General features: G+C 60.6%; 21 protein-coding genes. 17 read left to right on the top strand and 4 right to left on the bottom strand.

Going from position 1 to position 25,750, the window contains the following annotated elements:
• Positions 1–3: 3 nt before the first annotated feature.
• The 8 genes from AC1DLT_RS02130 (at position 4) to groL (ending at position 9,563) form a co-directional block, all read left to right on the top strand.
• On the top strand, positions 4–975 hold the full coding sequence (locus tag AC1DLT_RS02130; RefSeq protein WP_477485748.1) for a Bug family tripartite tricarboxylate transporter substrate binding protein: 972 nt from the start codon (positions 4–6) through the stop codon (positions 973–975).
• Positions 976–977: 2 nt separating this feature from the next.
• Positions 978–3,353, top strand: a complete 2,376-nt coding sequence (locus tag AC1DLT_RS02125; protein ID WP_477485747.1) for a molybdopterin-dependent oxidoreductase — start codon at positions 978–980, stop codon at positions 3,351–3,353.
• Complete coding sequence (locus AC1DLT_RS02120) at positions 3,350–3,808, top strand: tripartite tricarboxylate transporter TctB family protein (RefSeq protein ID WP_477485746.1); 459 nt, start codon at positions 3,350–3,352, stop codon at positions 3,806–3,808. The genes AC1DLT_RS02125 and AC1DLT_RS02120 overlap by 4 nt, the downstream gene beginning before the upstream one ends.
• A gap of 9 nt (positions 3,809–3,817) precedes the next feature.
• Positions 3,818–5,317 carry a tripartite tricarboxylate transporter permease gene (locus AC1DLT_RS02115; RefSeq protein ID WP_247135109.1) on the top strand — a complete coding sequence of 500 codons (1,500 nt, stop codon included), beginning with the start codon at positions 3,818–3,820 and terminating at the stop codon, positions 5,315–5,317.
• A 34-nt stretch (positions 5,318–5,351) separates the two neighbouring features.
• Positions 5,352–6,608, top strand: coding sequence for an NAD(P)/FAD-dependent oxidoreductase (locus AC1DLT_RS02110; RefSeq protein WP_477485745.1), 1,257 nt, complete (start codon positions 5,352–5,354; stop codon positions 6,606–6,608).
• A gap of 166 nt (positions 6,609–6,774) precedes the next feature.
• On the top strand, positions 6,775–7,383 hold the full coding sequence (locus tag AC1DLT_RS02105; protein WP_040125316.1) for a J domain-containing protein: 609 nt from the start codon (positions 6,775–6,777) through the stop codon (positions 7,381–7,383).
• A gap of 182 nt (positions 7,384–7,565) precedes the next feature.
• Entirely contained in the window at positions 7,566–7,862 is a 297-nt protein-coding gene (gene groES / locus AC1DLT_RS02100; protein ID WP_040125314.1) for a co-chaperone GroES, read from the top strand.
• A 66-nt stretch (positions 7,863–7,928) separates the two neighbouring features.
• A complete protein-coding gene (groL, locus tag AC1DLT_RS02095; protein ID WP_247032495.1) occupies positions 7,929–9,563 on the top strand; it encodes a chaperonin GroEL in 1,635 nt (544 codons plus the stop codon).
• Positions 9,564–9,687: 124 nt separating this feature from the next.
• Here groL and AC1DLT_RS02090 read toward each other — a convergent pair whose 3' ends face one another.
• The 3 genes from AC1DLT_RS02090 to AC1DLT_RS02080 are packed head-to-tail and all read right to left on the bottom strand — an operon-like array spanning position 9,688 to position 12,926.
• Complete coding sequence (locus tag AC1DLT_RS02090) at positions 9,688–10,482, bottom strand: sulfite exporter TauE/SafE family protein (RefSeq protein WP_247032489.1); 795 nt, start codon at positions 10,480–10,482, stop codon at positions 9,688–9,690.
• A gap of 7 nt (positions 10,483–10,489) precedes the next feature.
• The gene (locus AC1DLT_RS02085; RefSeq protein ID WP_477485744.1) at positions 10,490–11,365 is read right to left on the bottom strand and encodes an MBL fold metallo-hydrolase; all 876 of its coding nucleotides are present in this window, start codon (positions 11,363–11,365) and stop codon (positions 10,490–10,492) included.
• A complete protein-coding gene (locus AC1DLT_RS02080; protein ID WP_477485743.1) occupies positions 11,352–12,926 on the bottom strand; it encodes an aminotransferase class V-fold PLP-dependent enzyme in 1,575 nt (524 codons plus the stop codon). The genes AC1DLT_RS02085 and AC1DLT_RS02080 overlap by 14 nt, the downstream gene beginning before the upstream one ends.
• A gap of 35 nt (positions 12,927–12,961) precedes the next feature.
• On the opposite strand from AC1DLT_RS02080, the gene AC1DLT_RS02075 reads away from it, so the two are divergent.
• Entirely contained in the window at positions 12,962–13,444 is a 483-nt protein-coding gene (locus AC1DLT_RS02075; protein WP_247135104.1) for an Lrp/AsnC family transcriptional regulator, read from the top strand.
• Between the two features lie 254 nt (positions 13,445–13,698).
• On the opposite strand, the gene AC1DLT_RS02070 is transcribed toward AC1DLT_RS02075, so the two are convergent.
• Entirely contained in the window at positions 13,699–14,829 is a 1,131-nt protein-coding gene (locus tag AC1DLT_RS02070) for a LysR family transcriptional regulator (RefSeq protein ID WP_477485742.1), read from the bottom strand.
• Here AC1DLT_RS02070 and AC1DLT_RS02065 point away from each other — a divergent pair.
• The 8 genes from AC1DLT_RS02065 (at position 14,743) to AC1DLT_RS02030 (ending at position 25,603) form a co-directional block, all read left to right on the top strand.
• On the top strand, positions 14,743–16,788 hold the full coding sequence (locus AC1DLT_RS02065; RefSeq protein WP_477485741.1) for a hydantoinase/oxoprolinase family protein: 2,046 nt from the start codon (positions 14,743–14,745) through the stop codon (positions 16,786–16,788). The genes AC1DLT_RS02070 and AC1DLT_RS02065 overlap by 87 nt on opposite strands.
• On the top strand, positions 16,788–18,398 hold the full coding sequence (locus AC1DLT_RS02060; protein WP_477485740.1) for a hydantoinase B/oxoprolinase family protein: 1,611 nt from the start codon (positions 16,788–16,790) through the stop codon (positions 18,396–18,398). The genes AC1DLT_RS02065 and AC1DLT_RS02060 overlap by 1 nt, the downstream gene beginning before the upstream one ends.
• A 23-nt stretch (positions 18,399–18,421) precedes the next feature.
• Positions 18,422–19,468 carry an SIS domain-containing protein gene (locus AC1DLT_RS02055; RefSeq protein ID WP_477485739.1) on the top strand — a complete coding sequence of 349 codons (1,047 nt, stop codon included), beginning with the start codon at positions 18,422–18,424 and terminating at the stop codon, positions 19,466–19,468.
• A 133-nt stretch (positions 19,469–19,601) separates the two neighbouring features.
• On the top strand, positions 19,602–20,495 hold the full coding sequence (locus AC1DLT_RS02050) for a fructoselysine 6-kinase (RefSeq protein WP_247032476.1): 894 nt from the start codon (positions 19,602–19,604) through the stop codon (positions 20,493–20,495).
• Between the two features lie 11 nt (positions 20,496–20,506).
• A complete protein-coding gene (locus tag AC1DLT_RS02045; protein WP_477485738.1) occupies positions 20,507–22,210 on the top strand; it encodes an ABC transporter ATP-binding protein in 1,704 nt (567 codons plus the stop codon).
• Positions 22,207–23,184, top strand: a complete 978-nt coding sequence (locus tag AC1DLT_RS02040; RefSeq protein WP_477485737.1) for an ABC transporter permease — start codon at positions 22,207–22,209, stop codon at positions 23,182–23,184. Before AC1DLT_RS02045 ends, AC1DLT_RS02040 begins: the two co-directional genes overlap by 4 nt.
• A complete protein-coding gene (locus AC1DLT_RS02035; RefSeq protein ID WP_477485736.1) occupies positions 23,181–24,017 on the top strand; it encodes an ABC transporter permease in 837 nt (278 codons plus the stop codon). Before AC1DLT_RS02040 ends, AC1DLT_RS02035 begins: the two co-directional genes overlap by 4 nt.
• Before the next feature lie 50 nt (positions 24,018–24,067).
• On the top strand, positions 24,068–25,603 hold the full coding sequence (locus tag AC1DLT_RS02030) for an ABC transporter substrate-binding protein (protein ID WP_477485735.1): 1,536 nt from the start codon (positions 24,068–24,070) through the stop codon (positions 25,601–25,603).
• Positions 25,604–25,750: the final 147 nt, after the last annotated feature.

Below are 25,750 nucleotides of genomic sequence, written 5' to 3'. Positions count from 1 at the left end.
ATCATGAACCGCTTCGGAACAGTATTGCTTTCTCTATCGATGACGCTGTCGGTGGCCGGCCTCGCCAAGGCGGACGACTATCCCAGCCGGCCTGTGTCCATTGTCGTGCCTTATCCGCCGGGCGGTGCAGTCGATGGCGTCGCACGCGTTCTGGCCGCCACGCTTTCGGTCAAGACCGGCAAGACCTTCGTGGTCGATAACCGTGCGGGCGGTGCCGGCGGGGTGGTCGGTTCGTCCGATGTGGTCAAGGCTGCTCCGGATGGCTACACCCTGCTGCTGAATGCGTCGATCCATGTGGTCACGCCGCTGATCAACAAGAACGTGCCTTTCGATGTCGTCAACGACTTCACGCACATCAGCGGCATCGCGGCTGGCCCTCTGCTGATCACCACCAATCCGTCGGACAAGGCGAACACGCTGAAGGAATTCTTCGCCGAGGTGAAGGCGGCTCCGGATTCCTACAACTTCGCCACGTCGGGTTATGGCTCGGCTGGTCATTTGGCTGTGGAAGTGCTGAAGGGCGAAGCTGGCGTCGATACTGAAGTGGTTACCTACAAGGGAGCCGGTCCGGCACTTACCGACATGATTGGCGGCCAGGTGCAACTGATCGCCGATCCGATCCTGTCGTCCCTGCCGCACGTCAAGGCAGGCCGGCTGAAGCCGCTTGCGGTGACCAGCCTGACCCGCTCGCCCCTAGCACCGGATGTCCCGACCGTTGCCGAGAGCGGCATGCCTGCCTTGGAAATGCTCTCCTGGTACGGTGTCTGGGCGCCGAAAAATCTTGATCCAAAAGCGGGGGAATATCTCGGCAAGGTCCTTCAGGACGTTGTCACCTCCGCCGAATTCAAGGACAAGCTGACGGTCTTCGGCTTCGAGCCGATGTACAAGAACAGCGCCGATCTGAAGGCCTTCGTGGTTGACGAGACACAGCGTTACAGCAAGATCGTCAAGACAGCCGGCATCAAGGTAGAATGAAGATGACGAAGGCTCCGAAAACCACGCAATATTCGGAGCCTTCGGCAGGCCGGCGCCATGTCGGTACCCATTGGGGGTTCTACAGCCATGATGGCTTGGACGGCGCCATTCGTCCGATGGCGGGCGATCCCGATCCCGTTCAATTCGGCGGGGAGCTTCCAGCCGACAGGCTCGCGCCGTGCCGCATCCTCAGGCCAGCGGTTAGGCGATCCTTCCTTGAAAAGGGACCGGGTAATCGTGCCGGCCGGCGGGGAGCCGAGGCATTTGTCGAAGTTTCCTGGGATGAAGCACTCGAACTGGTCGCCGGCGAAATTCGCCGCGTCAGGGACGAGCACGGCAACGGCGCGATTTTTTCCGGCTCCTACGGCTGGTCGAGCGCCGGGCGATTTCATCATGCGCAAAGCCAGCTGAAACGGTTTTTCAACATGAACGGCGGTTCCGTTCGTTCCGTCCAGAGCTACAGTTATGCCGCTGGCGAAATCATCCTGCCGCACGTCATCGGCTCCACCGATGGGCTGATTACCGGCCATAGCCCATGGAGCCAGATCGTCGGCCATGCGGATCTGATCGTGATGTTCGGCGGCACGCCGCTTCGCAACGCTCAGGTCAATGCCGGCGGCGTTTCGCGGCATGAAACCCGCCAGGGTCTGCTTGATTGCAAGGAGGCCGGCGCCCATTTCATCAACGTCGGACCCGTCCGGGATGACGCCGCCGGCGAGCTCGATGCCCAGTGGATGTCTCTCAGGCCCGGGACGGACGTCGCCCTGCTGCTGGCCATCGCCCATGTGCTGATAAAGGAGGATCGTTACGACGCGGGGTTCATCGGACGCTACACCGTTGGCTTCGAGACATTGCAGGATTATCTGTTTGGCAAGGCGGACGGCGTCATCAAGGATGTCGCCTGGGCAGCCGGCATTACGGGTCTTGAAGCGCAGGACATCCTCACCCTTGCCCGGACCATGGCCTCGCGAAAAACCTTCATCATGATGGCATGGGCGCTGCAACGCGCCGACCATGGCGAACAGGCCTATTGGGCGGCAATCGCGGTGGCATCGCTGCTCGGTCGCATCGGTTTGCCTGGCGGAGGATTTGGTTTCGGTTATGCATCCGTATCGGGCATCGGCCAGCCGGCGCCGGCCGTGAAATGGCCGTCGCTACCGCAAGGGCAGAATGCGATTTCCGACTACATTCCGGTCGCCCGAATTGCCGACATGCTGCTTTCGCCGGGAGCGGAATACGACCATGACGGCAAAAAACGGATCTATCCGGACATAAGGCTGATCTATTGGGCTGGCGGCAATCCCTTTCACCATCATCAGGATCTCAATCGACTGGTTGAAGCTTGGCAGAAGCCTGAAACGATCATCGTTCACGAGCATTGGTGGAATGCCCACGCCCGGCATGCCGACATCGTGCTGCCGGCCTCGACATTCCTGGAGCGCGACGATCTGGTTGCCAGCGGCCGCGACGGTTTTCTCGGATATTCGACACACACGACGGCGCCACCTGCGGACGTATTCTCGGATCACGAGATCCTGCGTCGCGTTGCGGCAAAGCTGGGGACTGAAGCGGCATTCACCGGTGGATTGAGCGAATCCGAATGGCTGGAGAAGCTTTATGCCGACGCGCAGGCGAACGCCGCGTCAGGCGACATTTCCCTGCCTGATTTTTCGACGTTTCGGAATGTGGGACTGATCGAGGTGGAAAGCCAAGACGCCGACAGGCCTTTGCTTGCTGCGTTTCGCGCCGATCCGGTTGCCCATCCGCTGCACACGCCGTCCGGTCTGATCGAGCTTTCCTCGGAACTCATTGCCGGCTTCGACTATGTCGATTGCTCTGGCCATCCGGCGTGGGCGGAACCGGCCGAATGGCTGGGGGGCAAACTGGCGGACGTCTATCCACTGCATCTCCTGTCCTGCCAGCCGCATGACAAGCTACACAGCCAGTGGGACCATGCGGCACCGTCGCGCCGGACCAAAAGCGGCGGCCGCCAGCCGGTGCGCATTCATCCCGACGACGCCGCGGCTCGCGGACTGGCGCAAGGCGAGGTGGTGACCATTTCCAACACCCGCGGTGCATGCCTGGCGGTCGTTGCCATCACCGATGCCGTCATGCCCGGCGTCGTGCAGTTGGCGACGGGCGCCTGGTTCGATCCGGCGGATCCCTCGACGCCGGGTTCGCTGGAACTGAACGGCAATCCGAATGTCCTGACGCCGGATCATGGAACCTCCCGCCTCACGCAGGGGCCAAGCCCGAACTCATGCCTTGTCGAGATTTCCCGTTTCATCGGCACACCGCCGCAGGTGCGAGCCTACCGCCCGCCGGATCTGGTCCCCGACCCGCGATTGAATGACGCTCACGGAAAGGAATGCCCATGACCTCACGTCTCAATCCGCAATTGATCGCAGGGCTCGTGTTCGTATTGATCGGCGCCGCTTTTCTGTTGAGCAGTCTCGATCTCTCCTATGGTACCTGGCGCAAAATCGGTCCGGGTGCATTTCCGGGCCTGGTCGCCTCGGCGCTGATTGCCATGGGCCTTATCGTCGCCTTCACGGCCGAGAAACATGACGCCGGTGAAGAGCCGCCGGGCCTTTATTCATCGAAGGTCACGTTCATCATTGCAGCGATAGTGGTGTTTGGGCTGGTCATTCGTGGAGGAGGGTTGCTGCCGGCGGTCTTCTGTTGCTGCGTCATCTCCTCGTTGGCGTCGCGCCCTTTGCGGCCGGTGAAATCGATGTTGTACGGGCTCGGGCTCGGCACGGCTTGCAGCCTGGCCTTCGTCAAGGGGCTTGGCATGCCGGTTGCCATCATTGGTCCCTGGTTCGGGCTTTAGGACGATCACATGGACACGCTGAACGCGCTGCTACTCGGCTTTGACCAGGCAATCCTGCCGACGAACCTGTTCTGGTGCCTGATCGGCACGCTGCTCGGGACCCTTGTCGGCGTCCTGCCGGGCCTCGGGCCCGCCGCCACAATGGCCATCCTCCTGCCTTTCACCATCGGACTTGAACCGGTGACGTCGCTGATCATGATGGCAGGCATCTATTACGGTGCGCAATATGGCGGTTCGACAACGGCCATCCTTCTCAATCTGCCCGGTGAAGCATCGTCCGTTGTTACAGCGATCGACGGCTACAAGATGGCCCGCAACGGACGAGCGGGCGTGGCATTGTCGACGGCGGCGATCGGCTCCTTTTTTGCCGGTACCGTCGCCACGCTATTGCTGGCATTGTTCGCGCCCTCGCTTGCCGAAATTGGATTGCTGTTCGGCCCCGCGGAGTACTTCTCCCTGATGATCCTCGGGCTTGTCGCCTCGGTCGTGCTTTCGCGCGGATCGCTGCCGAAGGCACTTGCCATGGTCTTCATCGGCATTCTGGTCGGCCTTGTCGGCCAGGATGTGCAAACTGCCGTGCCGCGCTTCACGCTCGGTTTTGAAGAGATGTCGAGCGGTATCAATTTTGTCGTGGTGGCGATGGGATTATTCGGCATCGGCGAGTTGATCAAGGATCTGGAGAACCCGGAAAGCCGCACGGCCATCAACGCACCATTCTTCTCGATGATCCCGTCGCGGGAAGACTGGCGCCGGATGGTTGCGCCGATCCTTCGCGGCACCGGGATCGGTTCCGTGCTGGGACTTCTGCCGGGTGGAGGCGCGCTTCTCGCTGCCTTCGCCGCCTATGCCATAGAGAAGCGCGTTGCCAATCCGCCCGAAGGTTTCGGCGGTGGTGCGATCGAAGGCGTTGCATCGCCCGAGAGCGCCAACAATGCCGGTGCGCAGACCTCGTTCGTCCCGCTGCTCACGCTCGGCCTACCGGCCAACGCCGTCATGGCCTTGATGTTCGGCGCCCTGATCATGCAAGGTATCGCACCCGGGCCGACGCTGATTTCCGAACATCCCGACGTGTTCTGGGGCGTCATTGTGTCGATGTGGGTCGGCAACCTCATGCTGCTGGTCTTGAACCTGCCACTGATCGGCATCTGGACCCGCTTGCTGACGATGCCTTTCCACTATCTCTTTCCGGCTATCGTGGTGTTCTGCTCGATTGGCGCATTCTCGCTCAGCAACTCGGTCTTCGATCTTTGGCTGCTTGGAGCCTTCGGCGTCGCCGGCTACATCTTCGCCAAGCTTGATTGCGATCCGGCACCACTGGTGATGGGCCTCATTCTCGGGCCGATGATGGAGGAAAATTTCCGTAGAGCGATGTTCCTTGCCCGCGGTAATCCGGGCATTTTTGTCGATCGTCCGATTTCGGCGGGTCTGCTTGTCCTTGCTGTGCTCGCCATCCTCGCGGTCGCACTGCCGAAGATCAAGGCCGTCCGCGAAGAGGCATTTCAGGAATGAACCGGCTTATTCTGGACACGCAGAGTGAAACACCATGCATGTAGTGGTCATTGGAGCGGGTATCGTCGGCGCAGCGACGGCACTCGAGTTGTTGAAAGACGGGCACGAGGTCACCATCGTCGAACCGGAACAACCCGGCGGGCGCCACGCCGCAAGTTATGGCAACAGCGGCTGGCTGAGCCCTGCCTCGATCATCCCGATGTCGATGCCAGGCCTCTGGAGGAAGGTGCCCGGCTATCTTGCCGACCCTTCCGGACCACTGACCATCCGCTGGCGGCATCTGGTGCGCCTCGCGCCCTGGCTGCTGCGCTTCGTGCTGGCCGGTTCGACGGAAGCCAAGGTCGAACGGACCGCGCAAATTCTGGCGAGCCTCCTGCACGATGCCCCATCACGGCATGCGGCTCTGGCCGAGAAAATCGGACGGTCGGATCTCATCCGGCGCAAGGGCCTGCTCTACGTGTATCAGGATCGCGCGGCTTTCGAGGCAGAGACTTTTGCGTGGCGCCTGCGACGCGACAACGGCGTTTCCTATCGAGAACTATCTTCGGCAGAATTGCATGAACTCGAGCCGAATCTTTCATCCCGCTATTCCTTTGCTGCCTTCGTCGAAGATGGTGGTCATTGCGTGGATCCGGGAGGCTATGTCGCAGCGATGGTCGATCATGCGGTGGGTCTCGGCGCCCAGCGTATCAACGCGAGGGCGACCGGTTTCGATCTTACCGGCAACCGGCTTTCCGGTATCCGGACAGAGGCGGGCACCGTGACGTGCGACAAGGCCGTCATCGCTGCCGGCATACACTCAAAAAAGCTTGCGGCGTTGACCGGCGACGCGATCCCGATGCAGAGCGAGCGCGGTTACCACGTCGTCATTCCCTATCATTTGGCGGAGGGGGAGATGCCGATCATGCCGAGCGACGGCAAGATGGGCAACAATCCGACTCTTGCCGGGCTTCGTATCGCCGGGCAGGTCGAACTGGCAAGTGTTGAAGAAAGACCGGACTGGACCCGCGCCGAAATCCTGCTGAAACACGCCAGAGGAACCTATCCGGCACTATCGGATCTATCCGAAGGCAAGAATATCGATCGGTGGATGGGGCATCGGCCCTCGACTGCGGACGGCCTTCCGGTGATCGGTTTTTCGAAGTCTTCCGAAGACATCGTTCACGCGTTTGGCCACGGTCACGTCGGCCTTGCAGCCGGACCGGTCAGCGGCGCGCTTGTTGCAGGCCTGATCGCTGGGCGCCAATGTGCCATCGATCTATCCGCGCTGTCCGCCGCCCGTTTTCGCTAATCCGCAATCTGCAGGATCGAGTCGGAGAACATCATGCGGCTGAAATGGCCCTAATCCCTGCTTTCATGCGCTTCGACGGCATCCGGCGATCCCCCAGTTCGAAAATCTATGCGGCTGGGCGATCCATATTCGTTGCCGAGAGGATTGGCCGGTCGTATAAGGCGCGATGACGTCTGATTCAAAGATATTTGTTGGCCTGCGGTCGACCCGCAAAAAACCGGCCCCGGACCACGAACCAAGCCGTGCGAAATGCCAATGGGACGGATGCGAAAAGAATGGCACCCATCGCGCTCCCGTCGGGCGAGATGCTGAAGGGCTGTATCTGCTGTTCTGTCCCGAGCATGTAAGGGAATACGGCAAAGGTTATAACTTTGCGCCAAATCTGTCTGACCCTTTAATTAGGCGCTATCAGACGGAAGCGGCAAACGGCAGCCGCCCGACTTGGGGTACTGGTATCAATCGCGCGTCGGAAATGCCGCTCCCCTCGACGGCTCGCTCCGGTTCTGCAAAGGCAACGAACGCACGTAAAAGCGCTGCAGAACGCCAGGCGGCGCAGGTGGATCTTCAGCGACGCAAGCTCAAGGTATTGGAGGCCAAGGCTTTCGAGACCCTCGATCTTTCGCCGGATGCGACACCGGAGGAGATCAGAAGCCGCTACAAGCAGAGGCTCAAGATGCACCATCCGGACGCAAACCATGGAGAGCGCAACTCTGAGGACGAGCTTCGGGCGTCGATTGACGCCCATAAGATCCTCAAGCTCAACGGCTTCTGCTAGGGGCGTGGCAAGGGATCTGCGGTAGTCTCGGTGGCAGCGGCGTGTACCTCCGACAAAGGGAGGTGCCACGGATGGCGGATCACAACTAAGGCACGAATCGCTCTAGCACTCTCAGCATAAGAGTGCTAAGGATATCCGATCGGGAACCCGCCATTGGGCTGCGCTCTCGCCAAGGAACCCAAATGAATAATACCATTTTTCGGCCGTTGCACGACCGCGTCGTCGTGCGCCGCATCGAGGCTGAAGCCAAGACCAAAGGCGGGATCATCATTCCCGATACCGCCAAGGAAAAGCCGCAGGAAGGCGAAATCGTCGCCGTCGGCACCGGAGCACGTGACGAGAGCGGCAAGATCGTTCCCCTCGACGTCAAGGCTGGCGACCGCATCCTGTTCGGCAAATGGTCCGGCACCGAGATCAAGTTCAACGGCGAAGACCTGTTGATCATGAAGGAAGCAGACGTCATGGGCGTCATCGCCTGATTTTCGGGCGCTTCTTTATTTCCTTTTGATGACGACTATGGGGCCAATGGCCCGGGAGTTATTGCCATGTCTGCCAAACAGATCAAATTCGGCCGTGATGCACGCGAAAAGCTGCTGCGCGGCGTCGACATTCTTGCCGATGCAGTCAAGGTCACGCTCGGTCCGAAGGGCCGCAACGTGGTGATCGACAAATCCTACGGCGCACCGCGCATCACCAAGGACGGTGTTGCCGTCGCCAAGGAAATCGAACTTGACGACAAGTTCGAAAACATGGGCGCCCAGATGGTCCGCGAAGTCGCTTCGAAGACCAACGACGTCGCCGGCGACGGCACCACGACTGCTACCGTTCTTGCCCAGGCGATCGTTCGCGAAGGCGGCAAGGCTGTTGCTGCCGGCATGAACCCGATGGACCTGAAGCGCGGCATCGATCTTGCTGTCACCGCCGTCGTCAAGGACCTGCTTGCCAAGGCAAAGAAGATCAACACATCGGAAGAGATCGCCCAGGTCGGCACCATCTCGGCCAATGGCGAGAAGGAAATAGGCCAGTATATTGCCGACGCGATGCAAAAGGTCGGCAATGAGGGCGTGATCACCGTCGAAGAAGCCAAGACCGCCGAAACCGAGCTCGAAGTCGTCGAAGGCATGCAGTTCGACCGGGGTTACCTGTCGCCCTATTTCGTCACCAACGCCGAAAAGATGGTGGCTGAGCTGGAAGATGCGTATGTGCTGCTGCACGAAAAGAAGCTCTCCAACCTGCAGGCCATGCTGCCTATCCTGGAAGCCGTCGTCCAGAGCGGCAAACCGCTGCTGATCATTTCCGAAGACGTCGAAGGCGAAGCTCTTGCGACGCTCGTCGTCAACAAGCTGCGTGGCGGCCTCAAGATCGCTGCCGTCAAGGCTCCGGGCTTCGGCGATCGCCGCAAGGCCATGCTGGAGGATCTGGCGATCCTGACCGGCGGCACTGTCATCTCCGAAGACCTCGGCATCAAGCTCGAAAACGTCACGCTCGAGATGCTCGGCCGCGCCAAGAAGGTCTCGATCACCAAGGAGAACACCACTGTCGTCGATGGTGCGGGCACCAAGGCGGATATTGACGGACGCATCGGCCAGATCAAGGCTCAGATCGAGGAAACCACTTCGGACTACGACCGCGAAAAGCTGCAGGAGCGTCTGGCCAAGCTGGCCGGCGGCGTCGCCGTGATCCGCGTCGGCGGCTCGACGGAAGTCGAAGTCAAGGAAAAGAAGGACCGTATCGACGACGCCCTCAACGCGACGCGTGCAGCGGTCGAAGAAGGTATCGTGCCTGGCGGGGGGACAGCCCTTCTTCGCGCCTCTATCCTTCTGAACATCAAGGGCGAGAATGAGGATCAGAATGCCGGGATCAGCATCATCCGCAAGGCCCTGCAGTCGCTGGTTCGTCAGATTGCCGAGAATGCCGGTGACGAAGGTTCGATCGTGGTTGGCAAAATCCTGGAAAGCGATACCGACAACTATGGCTACAACGCCCAGACCGGCGAATTTGGCGACATGATCGCCATGGGCATCGTCGATCCGGTCAAGGTGGTTCGCACGGCTCTGCAGAACGCGGCTTCGGTTGCCGGTCTGCTGGTGACGACGGAAGCCATGATCGCCGATCTGCCGAAGAAGGATGCTGCCGGCGGCGGCATGCCTGACATGGGCGGCATGGGCGGCATGATGTAAACGGTTCCCAATCGGGAACTCAAATAGGCCGTTCGCGGTGAAGGGCTCCGATCGATCGGGGCCCTTTTGTCATATGCTCGCTACGTCTCGCTTCCACAATTGCCCGCCGCCTGAGGTTTTGCGATCATCTTGTCCAAGGCAGTGCAGCGTAGCTTCGCCACAGCACATAGAGGCTGACGGAAAAGATGATCCATCGGAAGATCTGCGCCAGCGTATTGCGATGCGTAGAGAGCCGCGTAGCGGTTATGGTGCCGAGCGTCCCGCCGCCGACGCCGCCGGCAATGAAATATCCCGCGACCTGCCAGTCCACCAGTCCGGACAAGGCGTAGTTGGCCGCTGTCGTGAGGCCGAACGTGCCGACCGCGAGGAGAGACGAACCGACCGCGTTGATCAGCGGCATGCCGGTAGAGAACAGCAGTCCCGGCACGATCAGGAAGCCACCGCCGATGCCGAAGAAACCGGAACAGAGGCCGGTCAGCAAGGCAACCAGGCTGGTCTTTCCATGGGTGCGGACCGTCAGGGATTGCGGCGTAATGCCGATCTGGCTGCGTGTCTTGCTCATGACGAAGCTGACGAACATCATCAGCAGTCCGAACATGAAGAGAAGGTCCTGGCCCTCGACGACCTTGCCGAGACTGGAGCCGAAATAGGCGCCGAGCGACCCGGCGATGGTGAAGATCAAGGCGCATCGCCACCAGACATGGCCGCGAACCGCATGGCCCACGAGATTGAGATAGGCATTGACGGAGACGGCGAGCGCGCCGGTGCCGATCGCAGTATGCACGTCCTTGACGCCAACGACATAGATCAGCAGCGGTGTCGCGAGGATTGAGCCGCCTCCGCCGATCAGGCCGAGGGTGAAACCGATCAGCGATCCTGAGCCGATCGCAAGCAGGACCTGCTCGATTGATCCGTCCATGCAGCCGTCAATTCCAGACCGAATGGGGAAACGCGTCGAGCGGAATCTTCAGGTAACGGCACCCGTTGTCTTCGGCCGGCGGCAGTTCGCCGCCGCGAATATTTACCTGCAGCGCGTGCAGGATCAGCTTCGGCATCGGCAAGGTCCTGTCGCGGGCCTCTCTCAGGTCGACAAAATCCAGCTGCGACCTGCCGGCGACATGCGGGTTGTTGGCCTTCTGCTGCGCGACCGAACTTTGCCATAAGGCTTCGCGGCCACCCTGCCGGTAGTCATGGCCGGTGAAGAGGCGAGTTTCGTCGGGCAGCGACAGGATTGCCTGGATCGACGTCCAGAGGTTAGCGGCGCTACCGCCGGGGAAATCGGCGCGGGCGGAGCCGGTGTCGGGCATGAACAGCGTATCATGAATGAAGGCGGCATCGCCGACGACATAGGTGATCGAGGCGAGTGTGTGTCCGGGCGAATACATCACCCGTGCTTCGAGCTCGCCGATCGCGAAGGTCTCTCCGTCCCGCAACAGCCGGTCCCATTGGGAGCCGTCGCAGGCGAGATCCGGCCAGTTGTAGATCTGTCGCCAGATTTTCTGCACCGCCACCACATGCTCGCCGATCGCGGTCGGCGCGCCGGTCCTCGCCTTGAGGTAACGTGCTGCCGAGAAATGATCGGCGTGCGGATGCGTGTCGAGGATCCATTCCACCGTCAGCCCGCGAGAGGCGACGTGGTCGAGGATCGCGTCGGCATTCACCGTGGCGGTGGAGCCGGATTTCTCGTCGAAATCGAGGACCGGGTCGATGATAGCGCATTTGCGCGCCGCCGGGTCTGATACGACATATTGAATGCTGCCCGTCCGCGCATCGTAGAAAGCGGCAACATCAGGCTTGTGCATAGGTCAGGCCCTCTTCGGTCTCCATGCGCGGAAAGAAGATCGCTCGTGCCGGGTCGAAATCGTAGTCGGCTTCGAACATCGGCGCGTCTGCCGCAAGCTGCGCCACGGACTCGATGATGAACCGTATTTTTTCATCCGAAAGCAGGACACTGAAGTTCAACCGCGTGAAACCCGGCTTCCTGATTTCGTCGCCGGCGAGAATGGCCTGGCGCATCTCTTCGGATTGCTTGGCATCGATTGACAACAGCCGGTGCACGTAAGGTCCGGCGCAGGCACAGCCGCCGCGCGCCTGAATGCCGAAGCGGTCGCTCAGCATGCGCGTGACAAGCTGCTGATGGACATAACCGCCCTTGCCGTTGCGAATGCGAAAGGAAAAGATCGGCAGCCGATCCGTGCCGGGCAATCCGAGCAATTCCAGTTGCGGCACCTGCCTCCACGCGGCAAATGCCTGCCGCGTCAGTTCTCGGTTGCGCCTATCCATCTCCTCAAGGCCGATTGCGTGTTTGACGATGAAGGCGAGAGCGGCACGGATGTCACCGACGACGTTCGGCGTGCCCGCTTCCTCGCGCGCTTCCAGGCTGCTGCTGTAATCGTGGGTCTCCGGCGAGACGAACTTCACCGTGCCGCCGCCCGGCCAAGAAGGTTTGTTCGTCGCCACGCCCTCGCGACGGACGATAAGGATGCCCGAAGCACCAGGACCGCCGATGAACTTATGCGGCGAAATGACGATGGCGTCGATCTGTGCATCCGCACCAGGCGACATGGAAATCGGCACATAGGGACCGGCGCCCGCATAGTCCCAGATCATCCTTGCGCCCGCGGCTTTGACCATTCTGGTAATCACGGCGACATCGCTGGTAATCCCCGTGATGTTCGATCCGGCAGACAATGTGCAGACCGTCAGGTCCGGCGATCCGTCGCGTAGTGCCTTGTCGAGAAGGGACAGATCGGGGCCGCCGGACGGACACTCGGAGAGCTCGACGATTTCCGCGCCGCTTTCGCGCCAGGGGAGGATGTTCGAGTGGTGTTCATAGGGTCCGATGATGACCCGGACGGTTTTCCCTGCCGCGACCGCTTCTGTGACGCCGAACAGTTTGACGAGGCGATTGAGGCCGGACGTCGCGCCGGAGCCGGTGAAGATGACGGCATGCTCTTCGGTCGCGCCACAGAATTCGGCGATCAGCGACCGCGCTTCCCGCCGCATCCGGGTCATGAAGCCGCCGCAATAGGAAGCTTCCGTATGGCTGTTGGCGTAATAGGGCAGGACTTCGTCCATCACGAAGTGTTCGATCGCGCGCAACGCCCGGCCGGAGGCGACATAATCCGCATAGACCAGGTTCTTCACGCCATACGGACCTTCGATCTGTGCCGTCGCGCCAACGAGATCGTCGCGAAGATCGGCGATCAGCCCGGGATGGTTGAGGGACTTGCGAAAATGAGCAAGAGGCGTGAAGGCCTGATTGGTTTCACGACGAATGGCTTGCACGGTCATCTCGCTGTCATCCTCTTCAGTCTCGAAGTTGACAGCGATTGTATTCTGCTTCAGTCTCGAAGAACTCACCTATTTTATGCGAATTTCCCCCCAGGTTGTGTCGTATGATCGAATCTACAGCAAAGATCGATGTGTTTGATCTGAAAATCCTCACCGTTTTGCAAAAAGACGCCAGCCTTTCGCAGCGGGATCTGGCGGAGAAGGTCGGCCTGTCGCAAAACGCTTGCTGGCGGCGGCTTCAGCGGCTCCAGACGATCGGCATGATCCGCGGTTCACACAGCGATATCGACCTCAGCGCGCTGGGGCTGGATCTCACCGTCTTCGTGATGATCCGCACCCGCCATCATTCCAAAGAATGGATCGACGGTTTTCGCAGCCATGTCGAGCGTCTTCCCGAGGTCATCGATTTCTACCGGATCGGCGGGGACTGGGACTATCTGATCAAGGTCGTGACCAGAGGCATGTCCGGCTACGACGCATTTTACCAGAAGCTGATCACCAATTTCGACCTTGCGACGGTCACCGGTTTCTTCTCCATGGAAGCCATCATCAACAATCGTCCGGTGGACCTGAGCCGGTTGCGGTAACGACCCTGACCGAGGCGCCCGTCAGCGCTGGTAGCTATCAATGCTTTTTTTTCTGTGTTGGCACGCCCTTGCCTCGGGCGGCCCATCTGGCTATCCCGCCCACGATCACGGCAGGCGCCGTCTCTCCTTGCGTTAGCTCAGCCTCCAACGGAAATCACAAGCGCCATCGGAGACCGTTGGACCTGCCGTGGGGTTTTCCGCGGCATGGGAATTTGCACGTTTGGCTCAAAACGTCGCCTCAGCACCACAACTCCCTATCCTGGACCTTGCTCCAGCACCTCCTTCAACGTCCCAACGAACGTCTGTGCGGCAAGCGATAGGGGCCGGCGTTTGGGGATGATCATTCCGACGGAAACCGGGATGCGGGGCTCGAACTGGCGCACGGCGATGTGGTCGAACTCATTGGCGTCCCAAACCGAGAAATGATCGACGAGGGCCACTCCGCGCCCCCGCTCGACGAGGCGCCGGATAAGCTGGCTCTGGTTCGAGATCAGGCTGTTCGAAGGTCGTACGCCTTCGTCGGAAAGGGATCGGAAGATCGCCGCGCCAAACGGGACCGAGCGCGGATAGGTCACGAACGGCTGGTCGGCGATGTCGCTGGCGAGGATGATGCGATGTTTCGCAAGCTCGTGATCGGTCGGCATGATGCAGACCATGGAAGAGGTCTTGAGTGTCTGCGTCATCAGGTCGGCCTCATGCTCGGGATGATGCACCAAGCCGAAATCGTAGTTTCCGCGACTGACATAGGTGTGGATCTTGTCGGAGTCGAGAAGGTCCACCTGGACCTGGATTCCGGGGTATAGATTGTTGAAACGCTCGACAGCCATCGGGATCAGCGCGGTGCTGAACGCCGAAAGTATGCCGATATTCACATAGCCCTGCGACATGGTGGTGAGGTCGAGAGACAGATTCTCGAACAGCATCAGCTCGTCCATCAGCAGCGTCGCATGCGCAAAAAGCAGCTCCGCCTCGGGCGTCGGACGCAGCCGGCCGGCGCTGCGCTCGAACAGTTTGACGCCGGCAAAATCCTCAAGCTGCTTCAACGACTTGCTCGCGTTGGGCTGCGTCGTGTGCAGCACAAGCGCCGCCTCCGTGACGGAGCCTGTTTTCATGAAGGCGGCCAGGGTGTCGAGATGGCGCAACTTGATCCGGCGCATGATGGATTTCTCCAGAGTATTCCAAAAGGGAATGGAAAGCTCGAATAATTGAATTTTACAAGATGCGCCATGCCTTTTTAGATTGCTGATCATTACAGGACAGGCGGACGCGGGAGCCGACGCCCAAGCACGAAGATCATCATGGGCAACATCAGGGTTGGCATCGATGTCGGCGGAACCTTCACGGATTTCACCGTACTCGACGACGAAACGGGCGGCATGCGCCACTTCAAGGTGTCCTCGACACCGCATGATCCCTCCGAGGCAATCGAGATCGGCATCACCAGCCTCGAAGGACGCGGCCTGAGAGCCTCCGACGTCGTCCATTTCGGTCATGGCACGACGGTTGCCACGAACATGGTCATCGAGCGTCGCGGCGGCAAGACGGGCCTCCTCACCACCGAAGGCTTCCGGGACGTTCTTGAAATTGGTCGCCAGACCCGCCCCGACCTGTTCGACATGAGCGTCCGCAAGCCCGATCCGCTGGTCGTGCGGCCGTTGCGCCTGGAAGTCGCCGAGCGCCTCGGTCCCGACGGCGAAGTCATCGTTCCTCTCGATGAAGCCGGCGTGGAAGACGCTGCAAAACGTTTCAGGGCAGAGGGCGTCGAAGCCATCGCCATCGGCTTCCTCCATTCGTATCGCAATGCCGCTCACGAGCGGCGCGCAGCCGAGATTGTCAGCAAGCATCTGCCGGATGTCTTCGTCAGCCTGTCGAGCGACGTATTGCCGGAGTTCCGCGAATACGAGCGCTTCTCCACCACGGTGATGAACGCCTATCTGATGCCGCGCATGGACGGCTATCTCGATCGCTTCATGAAACGATCGCGCCAGGCCGGCATCGATGCCAAGCCTTATACCATCCATTCCAATGGCGGCTTGATGTCCACCGAGACGGCGCGCAACTACCCGGTGCGGACCTGCCTGTCGGGTCCAGCGGCCGGTGTCGTCGGTGCAGCGCTCGTCGGCAAGGCGGCATCCTTTCCCGACATCATTACCTATGACGTGGGCGGCACCTCTACCGACGTCGCTCTCATCGCCGGCGGCAAGCCCGCCTATTCGGCCGACCGTGACGTGGCCGGCTATTCCATCCGTTGCGCGATGGTCGATGTCAGCGTCATCGGGGCAGGCGGCGGCTCCATCGCATGGCTTGACGATGCCGGCGGCCTGAAGGTCGGCCCGCAGAGCGCGGCGGCGGTTCCGGGTCCGGCCGCTTACGGCAAGGGCGGAACGGATGCCACGATCACGGATGCCAACATCGTCCTGCAGCGCCTGAACCCGATTACGCTGCTTGATGGCGCCATGCCCGTCGATCGCGAGGCAGCGCTGAGTGTGATCAGCGCAGTGGCCGAAAAGATCGGTCGCAGCGTCGAAGACACTGCCTGGGGCATCATTCGGATCGCCGTCGCCAATATGGCGCGCGCCATTCGCGCCGTGTCGATGGACAAGGGCCACGATCTCAAGCAGTTCGCGCTGATGGCCTTCGGCGGCGCAGGCCCCCTGCATGCCTCGCTGGTTGCGGCCGAAACCGGTCTCAATACCGTCATCATCCCGGAATCGCCCGGCACCATGTGCGCCCGCGGCGTTCTCCTTTCCGACGTCACCCGCGATTTCGTCTCCACTCAGATCAAGCGGGCACAGGGCGAAGGTTGGAGCGAGATCACGACAGCCGTCGCAGATCTTGAGAAGCAGGCCAGGGAATGGCTCGAGGCGGAGACCATCCCCGACGACAAGCGCGTGTTGCAGCATATCGCCGAAGCGCGCTATGCGGGCCAGAACCACGAAATTCGTGTCGAAGGCATCCTGTCGAGCGCGGAGGATTTCGCGGCTCGTTTCGCCGACGCCCACCGCGTGGTCTACGGTTACGCACTGGACAATCACCCGGTCGAGATCGTCAACCTGCGTGTCCAGGCGATCGGCCACGCTGGTCGACCGCTGCAGACGGTGGAAAGCGCTTCCGGCACCATGGCGGATGCCAGGGTTGGCGAGCGCGATGTGTATGTCGGCCCCGAAGGCGGCTGGAAAATTGTGCCAGTCTACAAGCGCACGCTGATGCCGCAGAGGGAAAAATTCACCGGCCCAGCCATTATTGAGGAACTCACCTCGACCGCCTATGTGCTTCCCGATCAGACCGGCGTCGTCGACGCCTATGGCAACATCATCCTCAGCTTTGTGAAGGACCGTGCGTGATGCAGCAGCACGTCAAACCAGCGCGCGAGTTCGACACCATCGAAATGGAGGTCTATTCCAACCGGTTCATGTCGATCACAGACGAGATGGGGCTCAGCCTCGTACGTTCGTCCTTCTCCACCAACATCAAGGAACGCAAGGACTGCTCCGTTGGCCTGTTCGATGGTAAAGGACGCCTGGTCGTCCAGGCATCGCACATCCCGGTGCATCTGGGGTCGCTGCAGGGCGGCGTAGCGGCCGTACTCGAGAACTACAGGCTCGAGGACATCAAGCCGGGCGATGCGTTCATCTGCAATGATCCATATCTGGCGGGCGGCTCGCATACGCCGGATATCTCCATCCTCACGCCCGTCTTTTATCAAGGCCGCCTTTGCTTCTTCGCCGCTAATCTGGGTCACCATTCCGACGTCGGAGGCGGCGTGCCCGGCTCCTGCGATCCGAGCCAGACCAGCATCTTTGCCGAAGGCCTGCGTATTCCCGTGCTGAAGATCGCGCGCGAGGGCGTGCTCGATGAGCAGATCGTCAAACTCATCAGCACCAACAGCCGGGATCCGCTGGAGCGCATCCTCGATCTCAAGGTGCAGATAGCCACCAACGAAATTGGGCAGCGGAAGCTCGTGGCCCTTGCCGACCAATTCGGCATCGCCACGGTCGAGAAGGCGATCGAGGACCTGATCGCGTATTCGGAAAGCCGGCTGCGCAAGCGCATCAAGGAAATGCCTGACGGCGTCTACAAAGGCGAAGCCTTCATCGACGGCGATGGCGTTGGTTTCGATCCCTGCCGTATCCAGGTCGCCATCAAAGTGGAAGGTGAGGAGATCACCTTCGACTTCACAGGCACCGACAGTCAGGCGCGAGGCGCGGTCAACATTCCCAAGACCGCCCTCGACGCCACCTGCTATTACACCATCAAGGCGCTTCTGGACCCGTCGCTTCCGCCGAATGAAGGCATGGCGTTGCCGGTCTCCATCATTACCGAGGAGGGCACGCTGGTACGGCCGAAGTTTCCCGCCGCCGTCGGCATCCGCTCGACGAGTTGCCAGCGGGTAGTGCGCGCCATCTTCCAGGCCTTCTCCGACGTTCTGCCCCGGGAAAAGGTGTTCGCTTCTTCCGCCGACATGAATGCGACGATGATCTTCTTCGGGCCACACAAGACCCGTGAGGGCAGCTTCGTTTATCTCGAAACGGTCGGCGGTGGTGCCGGCGCAAGCCTCGATCATGATGGCATGAACGGCATTCAGGTTCACATCACCAACACGTCGAACCTGCCGGCCGAAGCACTCGAGATCGAATATCCGCTGATGGTCCGTCGTTATGCGCTCGCCGACGGGTCGGGCGGCGAGGGGCACACTACGGGCGGCATGGGCATCGTCCGCGAGGTCGTCGCCATGACGGATGGCATACGCGCCAACGCTTCCTGCGAGGGACTGCGTACTCCAGCCGACGGGGTCTTCGGCGGCGGACAGGGCGAGGTTGCGCGGCTGAAATTCGGCACTGCCGACGGCACTGTGACCGAATACGACATCTCGATCACCAATATCCACATGAACCGTGGCGACAGCCTGTTCCTGCAAACGCCGGGCGGCGGCGGCTTCGGTCGCGCGCCCTGAACTGATTGGAGAATAAAACTATCATGGCTCTCGAAAACCTGACGCCAAGCGACGAAGAGATCAAGTCCGCTCCGAACCCGAATTACCTGGAAGGTGACTATCTGAAGGGCGTCCTGGAGATGACCTTCCGCGACGGCAACCCTCTGGCCGAAAAGCTGGTGGAGGACATCTTCTCGTCGCGTGAAATCGACACCGTCTATCTGGTCGGCGCCGGCGGCTCGAATTCCTACATCGAACCGATCAAGTACATCCTCGACAAGTATTGCGACCTGCGCATCGAGCGTATCAACTCGACCGAGTTCGAAACGCGCCGCCCGAAGCCTGTCAACGAGAAGGCTGTCGTGCTTCTCACCTCACATAACGGCGAGACCGAAGACACCGTGGTTGCCGCCCGCTGGGCCAAGACTACCGGCGCGGTTACCGTCGCGCTCACTTCCGGCCACGAAAGCGGTCTGGCAAAGATCTGCGATTACCTTCTGCCCTACAGCAAGGAGCTGCCGGGCATGCCGAAGACGATGGTCGCTTATCTGTTCGCCGCCTACCTGCTAAAGCACCTCCGCAGCCCGGTCGGCCCGCAACTGCTGCGTGACCTCGAAGCGATGCCGGCCAAGCTGCACGACATCAAGGATGCCGAGCGCGAGCGTGGCATGGAGCTCGCCCGCCGTTACAAAGACGAGAACATCTACTACGTGCTCTCCAGCGGTATCCTCTCGGGTCTCAATTACCAGTATTCGATCTGCATCTTCAACGAAATGTTATGGCTTGATGCATCCGACATCCATTCGGGCGAATTTCGCCATGGTCCCTTCGAGGTTGCCGATCCGGAGATGGCCTATGTCTTCCTCATGGACAATGGCGAGAACCGCAAGATCGACCAGCGCGCGCTGAAGTTCACGCGCCGGGTCACCGACAAGATCATCACTTTCGACGCCGGCCGCTACGAAGACATCTCACCGCTGCTGTCGCCCTTCGTGATCGGCGTCACCTGGTACTGGTTCGCCCACACGCTGTCGGTATTGCGCGAGCATCCGCTGTCCGTGCGCCGCTACATGTGGAAGGTCGACTACTGATGGTTAAGCGCCCGCCCGCATGGTTGTTTCTGCCTCGCGCGAGTTCGTCGCGGTTCGGCACGGCATCGCCTCCGCGGGCGGGCGGTTTCTCCGTCGCGCCCTATGTCTCGCATGAAAAGAAGGCGGCCGAAAAATGATCACGCCCGACACGTCTTTCAACACGTTCAAGGTGCTCGGGCTCGGCGATAACGTTGTCGACCGCTATCTCAACACCGGCAAGATGTATCCTGGCGGAAATGCCCTGAACTTTGCTGTCTATGCCAAGATGCTTGGCGCCGATGCGGCATTTCTGGGTACCTTCGGTACGGATGCCGCCGCGCGGCATGTTCGGGCCACGCTTGAAGCGCTTTGCGTGCCGGCAACGCACAGCCGTATTATCGAAGGCGAAAACGGCCATGCGGATGTGCGTGTCGTCGACGGAAACCGGGAGTTCGTGTTCTCCAATAGAGGCGGCGTCGCGCGGGAAAATCCGTTCACGCCGGGTCAGGGCGATATCGACTACCTCTCCGCATTCGCACTGGTGCACACGAGTTGCTACAGTCACCTCAACCAGCATCTCGCGACGCTGAAGAATGGCAGCCATCTGCTGTCCTATGATTTCTCCTATCGCTGGCAGGTGGAGGACCTGATCGCGCCGGTGGCGCCGCACCTCGATTTCGCCGCCCTGTCGGCAGGCGATGTCGGGCGTGGCCGTGCATTGGAAGTCCTGCGCGAGGTCGTCGGGCATGGCTGCGGCCTGGCGCTCGCGACCCTCGGGCCGGAGGGCGCTGTTGCCTATAATGGCAAGGACTTCGTGTCCGTTGCGCCCGTACCCACCGATGTCGTCGATACGCTTGGCGCTGGCGATGCATTCATCACCGCGACGCTGCTGACGCTGGCTGCCCGTGGCTGGAAGCGCGGCGAGCATGTAGGGCCGCAGGCCATCCACGCCGCGATGGAAAAGGGCTCGCAGTTTGCCGCCGAGATCTGCCGGATCGAGGGTGCGTTCGGTTATCCGGCACCCATCCACTCGCAAGTCACGGCTTGATCGGAGGCGCGATGCTGGAAGTCAGGAACCTCTCGATTGCTTTCAAGACCCGCGACGGACTGAAGTTCGCGGTGCGCAATATCGACTTCACCATCGGGCCGGGCGAAATACTCGGTCTGGTCGGGGAGAGCGGTAGCGGCAAGACGATCACCTCGCTTGCGGTGATGGGCTTGCTCCCGCCGAATGCGATAGTCACGAGCGGCGAGGTTCTGGTCGACGGCATCGACATGCTTCAACTCGGACCCGGTGAACTGCGCAAGCTGCGCGGCAGGCATATTGCGATGATCTTCCAGGATCCGATGGCGTCGCTCGACCCGATCTTCCCCTGCGGCGACCAGATCATCGAGGCGATCCGGCTTCACGAAACGGTTGGCAAGGCGCAGGCGCGCCAGAAGGCGATAGAACTTCTTGAGAAGGTCAGGATTCCTGATCCCGAGCGCGCCATGCGTGCCTATCCGCACGAGCTTTCCGGCGGCCAATGTCAACGCATCATGATCGCCATGGCGGTCGCCTGCAAACCCCGCATCATCATTGCCGACGAACCGACCACGGCGCTCGACGTGACCGTGCAGAAACAGGTTCTCGACCTGTTGCGTGGCCTTAACGAGGAGGTGGGGGCAGCCATCCTGCTGATCACGCATGACCTTGGCGTTGTCTACGAAGTCGCGGACCGGGTCGTGGTCATGTATTCCGGAGACAGAATAGAGGAGGCGACCACCGCCGATCTCTTCAATAATCCCAAGAGCAGTTATGCCAAGGCGCTGATAGACTCGATGCCGACGCCCGGCGGCCAGCATGACCGCTTGCCAGTGATCGAGCGTGACGCGCTTGGCAACGTTTTCAGCGTCCGACCCGAACCGCGCGTCCGTTCAAGCAATGTCGCGGCGGCACCGGACGCGAACGCTACGCCGCTGCTCGAGATCAGGGATCTCGTCAAGTCCTACTGGATCAAGCCTGCACCGCTTGCGGTGCCGGTCGAAATGCGGGCTGTGGACCGTGTCAGCCTGAGCATTGCACCGCGCTCGACACTTGGGCTGGTTGGCGAATCCGGTTGCGGTAAAAGCACCCTTTCCCGCGCCGTCATGCGGCTCTATCGCCCCGACGCCGGCGAAATCCTGCTCAAGGGACGAGATATCGCCAGACTTTCGGAAGGCGAGATGCGGCCGTTCCGGCGTGAGATCGCCATGGTCTTCCAGAACCCTTATGGCTCCCTCAATCCGCGCCAGACCGTCGCCGAGCTTGTCGAAGCGCCGTTGGTTATCTTCGGGGAAGGCACTGCGCCCATGCGTCGCCGCCGCGTCGCTGGCCTGCTCGAAGCGGTCGGTCTGCCGGCCGCCGCGGCGGCGAAATATCCACATGAGTTTTCCGGCGGACAACGACAGCGGATTGCCATCGCCCGGGCTCTCGCACTCAATCCGTCGCTCGTGATCTGCGATGAGGCTGTCTCGGCCCTCGACGTTTCCGTACAGGCGCAGGTGCTCAACCTGCTCAAGGATCTGCAGGTGGAGTTCGACCTGACCTATCTCTTCATTTCCCACGACCTTTCCGTGGTCGAACATATCAGTGACACGGTCGCCGTCATGCAGAAGGGCCGCATCGTCGAATACGGGTCGGCGAAGGCAATCTTCGCCAATCCGAAGGAAGCCTATACCCGGATGCTGCTCGATGCGGTGCCGACCATCGGTTCGGACCGTGTCGGAAAGGGGGTCGCATGAACGCCTCTGTTGCCGGAGCTTTGCTGCTCGTTGGACGAAAGCTGCTGACGGCCTTTATCCAACTGCTGGTAATCGCCACACTGATATTCTCGGTCATGTACATCATGCCGGGTGATCCGGTGCTGCTGTTGCTCGGCGCTGACAGCAATCCCTCGCCGGAAGCCGTTGCCTCCATGCGCAGCCAGCTTGGCTTGGATCAGCCGGTCATGTCTCAGTATTTCGTCTGGCTGTGGAAGGCGCTGCATCTTGATTTCGGGGCGTCGCTCGCCAACGGCTATCCGGTTTCGCGATATGTGCTTTCCAACCTACCGCGCACGCTGGAACTGGCCTTCGCGGCGATCATCATCGCGACGCTGATCGGTGTTCCGCTTGGCATTGCCGCTGCCCTCAAGCGTGGAAGTCTGCGCGATACGATCCTGACGTCCGTCGCCACGATCGGGATTTCTGTGCCTGTCTACATCCTGGGCACGATGCTGGTTCTGTTCTTCAGCCTGAAACTCGGTTGGTTGCCCGCCAGCGGCTATACGGACATTTCGCGAAACGCACTTGAGCATTTCCGCAAGCTCACCCTCCCGGCGGTGGCACTCGGATTCGGCCTTGCCGCCTCGATTGCACGCATGACGCGCTCATCGATGCTGGAAATCCTTGGACGGGATTTCGTGCGGGCGCTACGGGCGAAGGGCATGTCGGAGCGACGCATCATCTGGCAGCACGTGCTGCGCAATGCGGCAATCCCGATCGTCACCATCATCGGGCTGCAGCTCGGCAACCTGATGGGCGGCACGGTGCTCGTCGAAGCAATGTTCAATTGGCCGGGGCTCAGCACGCTGCTGGTGGGTGCGGTATCGGCCCGCAATTATCCGTTGGTCCAGGGCGCGATGCTTGCCATTGCTGCGCTTTTCATCTGCATCAATCTGCTGGTCGAACTGCTGTATAGCCTGCTCGACCCGCGCATCAGGAGGAAACGCACGTGACCTCCCGCACCCTTGGCGTCGCTCGCAGTCAGCCGGCATTCGTCGCAAGTCTTGCCGTATTGGCGATCGTCCTTCTGATGGCGATCTTCGGCGGCTGGCTCGCGCCTCACGACCCATTCATGCTCAACCCGCAGGCCGTCAACCAGGGCAGCTCAGCCAGCCACTGGCTGGGAACCGACGAATTCGGCCGCGATCTGCTGAGCCGGCTTCTTATCGGCATCCGTCCGACCCTCATGGTAGCGCTTGGCGCCACGGTGATCGCCGCTGTGTTCGGAACTTTCCTTGGAATCGCAGGTGCTTACGGACGTTTGTGGCTGTCCTTTCTGATCATGCGCGCCGTCGACATCATGTTGAGCTTTCCGCCAATTCTGCTTGCGCTGCTCGCGGTCGGGTTCTGGGAAAGCGGCGTTCTCAGCCTGACCGTCGTGATCGGCGTGCTCTATATCCCGCATTTTGCCCGTGTCGCTCATTCTGCCACGCTTCAGGTCACACGCCAGGAGTTCATGGAAGCCGAGCATGCCATGGGGGCCTCGGTGCGGCGTGTCGTCTTCACGGCGATTCTGCCGAACATCCTGTCGCCGCTGGTCGTCCAGGCGACGCTGACGGTCGCCGCGGCGATTCTCCTTGAATCGGGACTGAGCTTCCTTGGCCTAGGCATTGTGCCGCCGGAACCGTCCTGGGGCCAGATGATCGGGACCGCCCGCGGCTATCTCGGCCAGAACCCGATGTATGTCATCTGGCCATCCCTTCTTCTCGCGCTGACAGTGCTCGCCATCAACGTGGTGGGCGACCGGTTGCGCGACATTCTCGATCCACGTCTCAGGGAGGAATAGCCGACATGGAAAAGACGAATAAACAAGCACAAGCAAAAAAGGGGTACAGCATGAAGAAATCAGTTCTCGGGCTTATCTTCGCCCTCGCATCCAGCGTTTCCGCGCATCAGGCCCTGGCTGCTGAGGGCGGTACTCTCTATTTCGGTCTCTCCGGCGAGCCTTCCACGCTCGACAGCACCATTAACGCGGGAACGCCGGCCCGCACGATCCGGCTCGCCATTCACCGCGGCCTCGTCAACTACGGCGCTGATGGAAAGCTGTCGCAGGAACTTGCGCGATCCTACGAGGTCTCCACAGACGCACTGACCTATACGTTCAAGCTGCGGGACGCCAAATTCCACGACGGGTCGCCGGTGAMCGCGCAGGATGTGAAGGCGTCCATCGAGCGCATCACCGCAGCAGACAGCAAGGCGACTTATCGAAACGAGCTGGGTGTGATCAAAGCGATCGATACGCTCGATGCCAAGACAGTCAAGCTGACGCTTTCCAAGCCATTCGTTCCGCTCATCCACTACCTGGCGCTTCCGGAATCGGCCATCGTGCCCGCCGCCTGGATCAGGGATCATGGCAAGGATCCGAATGCAACGCCGATTGGCGCCGGGCCTTTCAAGTTTTCCGCATGGGAACGTGGTCGCGAATTGACCGTCGAAAAGTTCGACGGATATTACAAGCAGGGCAGGCCTCACCTCGATGACGTCCACTACGTCTTTTATGCCGACGAAAATACCCGCGTGAATGCGCTGAAATCGAGCGACGTCGACATCATCGACTACGTTCCGTGGAAGGACGCCGCCTCGATCGAAGCCGATTCCAATCTGAAGCTGGCAAGCACGACCGGCCCTTTCATGATGCTGCAGTTCAACACCAAATTCGAGCCGTTTTCGAAGCCGGAGGTGCGGCAGGCCGTATCTTACGCCATCGATCGCGCCACGGTCATCAACACGGCCTTCAATGGTCGGGGCACGCCGATTTACGGAATTGCGGTTCCGGAAGGATACATGGGCTATTCCAAGGAGAAGGCCAACTACTTCAGCTACGACATTACCAAGGCGAAGGCACTGCTGGCGAAGGCGGGTTATCCGAACGGCTTCGAGGCACGGCTGTTGTCGACCGCCCAATACGGCTTCCATAACAATACCGCGATCGCGGTGCAGGCGGAGCTCGCCAAGATCGGCATCAAGGCGAAGCTTGATCTTCCGGACTGGTCCGGCCGCATCGCCAAGAACAACGCCGGCGACTATGATTTTCTTGTCGCGGGCACCGCAGGCGACATCGCCGACCCCGATTGGCTCAGCAACTTCTTCTACGGTGGGCAGCAACTGGTCCGGCTCAACAACTCAGCCTACTTCAACGATCCGGCCATCAACGATCTCCTGGACAAGGGGCGCGTCACGCTCGACACGGCCGAGCGGGGGAAGATCTACGGCCAGTTTGTCGACCGTGCTCTGGAGCAGTCGCCTTTTGTTTATCTGATGTGGCGCGACCAGAGTTTCGGCCTTCGCAAGAACGTCAAGGGCTTTACCAACATTCCCGGCTTTCTGACATTCCAGTCCGGCATCACGGTGGAAGACACCGAACTGGAATAGGCAGTTGAGAATGGCTGATTTATTCCCCCGATCTTTCAGATCGGGGGAACGCACATATTTGCTTGTCGAATGAGTGACCGTGGTTGATGATGATGAACGGTGCTGGTGCAAAATTTAAGGTACCCGCGAGCGTGGGTACCTTCTGCG

This window comes from Neorhizobium sp. 05N33 (assembly GCF_056397445.1).
The sequence above is the reverse complement of the archived record's forward strand: the minus strand, read 5'-3'. Positions and strand labels throughout refer to the sequence as shown.